Raw genomic sequence first — 2,745 nt, 5'->3', positions numbered from 1 at the left:
GTATCTTCGCCCAATCATCCATATTGATCACCCTCCATAGTGGCTGGTGGCCCTGTTTTCAGTCGGCGATACTGGCCCTATATTCGGTCGGCGTTAACAGCAACCCGAGCACACGCACGGACGGATCCGCGAAGGACTTCGCGACATACTTCGACAGGTACCCCGCGGCTATCCGAGCCTCAGAGAGATAACTCGAGCCGACCGGAAGGTCACCCAGAAGCTTGATATGCACGAACCCGTGCCCCCACGCCGCTTCAATGAGGGAGCGCTTGATGAACCGCCCCACGGCGAAATGCGCATGCAGGCCGTGGCCAGTCTTGTGCCACTCCGGCACCCACGCATACGGGAACGCCGTCCCGCCGAGAGACGACCGCAAGGAGCGGAAGAACTCGCCCAGATGGAGGCGAAGCAACTCCGGATCGTGGCATCCGGAACCACGGAAGGTGAGCGTGCCGAGCCGATTGAGCCGGTTCGCCGAACAGTAGCGCCGCAACGTCGCCCGCGCACGCCGACCCGCCTCGGCTGCCGATCGCTCCGGGTCCGCTGCGAAGCCCCGCGAGACGTAGCTCGGCACACGACGGATGGACGAATGGAACGAGCCGCCGCCCTCTCCCGCTTCCGGGTACAACGTGAAGCGCCATCCCGCATCTGGACGCGCGAGGGAATGGAGCGATGGATGTGGTGCGGAAGATGACATGGAGGCCTACCGTGCGAAACCGACAAGGGAATCGCTGAAACCCGGACAACCTCAGTTGTCGACAAGATCCGGAACGGCGCAGGCCTCAGCTACCGGACTCCCACCGGTGCGGCCTCCAAAATAGTTATGCGTGAGCGGGGACACTGGCCTTTATAGCGCCGCTCGACCCCTCCAGATGGGCCCCTCGATCATTTAGGTAGTTTGGGTTCCGAGCCCCTGGAGTGCTGACTCATTGAAACCTCACTCTATGTCTAGCAGCCGAACCACATGGCTGTGATTCGTTCACAGGCAACTGCTAGCTGCCGCGGAATCTCCCGCGCTGCGCGCGGTCGATTCCTTGCCCTCGGACGCGCTACCGCGCTCCCGAGTTACGTTGCTTATTCAAGTAAAGGCACCGCTACGCGGCGCTGGGCCGGAGGGTGTCCCACGCCTCAATGAAAGTGAATCCGTCAACGATATTCCGCATTGCCGTTTCGAAGCGCCGCAGCACGGGCCTCAAGTCCTTGCTCAACTTGGCGTTGGCTCTTGCAGCGTCGGCGGCAAATGTGGTGCTATCCATCGCGCTTCGAGCAGCTTCGATCAACTTGCCGATGGAATTGGACAATTCTGCAACGACGGGCCGAGACTCGTCATCGCTCCCGAGCGCCGCGAGTTCAAAGAGCGCCCGAATCGAGGGGTCAAGCCTGAGCAAGCTCGTCGTGTACTCCTTCGACAGGCTCTCAATGAGCGCAAGGTCCGGCTCCACATCTCGGGCGAGTTCGCGAGCGACCTGGACTTTCAACGCAAAAGAATTTGGCTTCGAATTCGCCGCTTCCATTTTGCTGGTGGCCGCAGCAAACTTCTCGTTGAAGGCCTGCGTCGCCTCGGGCATTTTCGTCAGAGTAGCTCCCCAAGCCGCCATAGCAGGCTCAACTTCAGCAACGAGATCGACGAGTCCGGGTTCGTCGTCCTCGCTATGACGGGTGGTTTCTTCTACGGCTTCCGCAGCATGATCATGGTCGCGCCGTGATCGTCCATCGGTCTTTTCGCTAGCGGCCGAGCTCGGATTGGCTTCCCGATCCTCCCGGTTTTTACTTGGAGACAGAACAATGTGTTCGTTACTGCGGGAGTTCGGCGATGGGATCGTCACGAGCGCCGAGCCGAGCGACGCACCTCCTCCGCCCACCGCACCGGTTCCACCCTCCAAATCCTGGGTTAGCTGAACCAATCTGGCCGCGAGACGGTTGACGGCCAGCCGATGCTCTGTGGAGTGTTCGTCAACCAGCCGGAGTTGGTCCCAAGGTTCAAATTGCATGCGTGCGGCAACCGACTTCAGATCATCGACGCTTTCTTCACGGAGATCTGGTACAGGAATGTATCGCAACGAGAGCAACAGTTCGTTGAGCCCAAGCCCGGACGCTGACGCTACGAATTGATTCATTTCCTTTCGGCATTCCTCGCGAATGAAGTAGGTAGGCGTCAGCACTGGGATGAAGAAAGTTGTTTCTTGTAGTGCCTCGTCGAGCCGCTGCCGAAAGTCCTGTCCCCAAAGGATCTCAGCGTTGTCCGTAAAGATTTCGATCGTTGAACCGGTGAGCAACTCAAACTCGTTCCGGAGGTGCTCCGCGAGCCGCAGAATGCGCCCGCCCTCTCTGGCGTTGTCAGCGTGTGCGTAGCTCAGAAAGGCCTTGGCGAGAATATCCATGTGTCAGAACATATCGGATTTCCGCAGCAACCTAAGGTGACCAGTCGGTTGTTTGGACTAGTTAGCGCATCAGGTGCAGCCGTCAATTGGATTTCGCACCGATCCCGTCCTAAATACGTATCGTCACTTTGAGGTCGTATTAGTAACTTGTGCCGTTGTCGATGTTGGTGGGGCCGTGTTGGTGCCAGGGGATGACGTGGTGGATTTCGCTCCAGCGGGCGGGGATGGTGCAGCCGGGGATGATGCAGCCGTCGTCGCGGGCGGATATCGCGGCGCGTTGTTTGGGGGTGAAGCAGCGGACGGTGTCGCCGAGGTAGAGGATGTTGCCGGTGGTGCCGAAGATGACGTGTTGGGCGCCGCCGGC

The 2,745-nt window shown here is 59.7% G+C and carries 3 protein-coding genes; all 3 read right to left on the bottom strand.

The annotated features are described in order from the left end of the window. Positions 1-58: 58 nt before the first annotated feature. A complete protein-coding gene (locus E3T38_RS16525; protein ID WP_134549195.1) occupies positions 59-697 on the bottom strand; it encodes a hypothetical protein in 639 nt (212 codons plus the stop codon). A gap of 397 nt (positions 698-1,094) precedes the next feature. Next, positions 1,095-2,381 carry a toll/interleukin-1 receptor domain-containing protein gene (locus tag E3T38_RS16520; protein WP_134549194.1) on the bottom strand — a complete coding sequence of 429 codons (1,287 nt, stop codon included), beginning with the start codon at positions 2,379-2,381 and terminating at the stop codon, positions 1,095-1,097. Between the two features lie 139 nt (positions 2,382-2,520). After that, on the bottom strand, positions 2,521-2,745 hold a 225-nt coding region (locus tag E3T38_RS16515), incomplete at its 5' end, for an HNH endonuclease signature motif containing protein (RefSeq protein ID WP_134549193.1).

Source organism: Cryobacterium sp. Hb1 (genome assembly GCF_004403585.1).
GTDB lineage: Bacteria > Actinomycetota > Actinomycetes > Actinomycetales > Microbacteriaceae > Cryobacterium > Cryobacterium lyxosi.
Note: the sequence above shows the minus strand (reverse complement) of the source record. Positions and strands in the feature narration are given on the sequence as shown.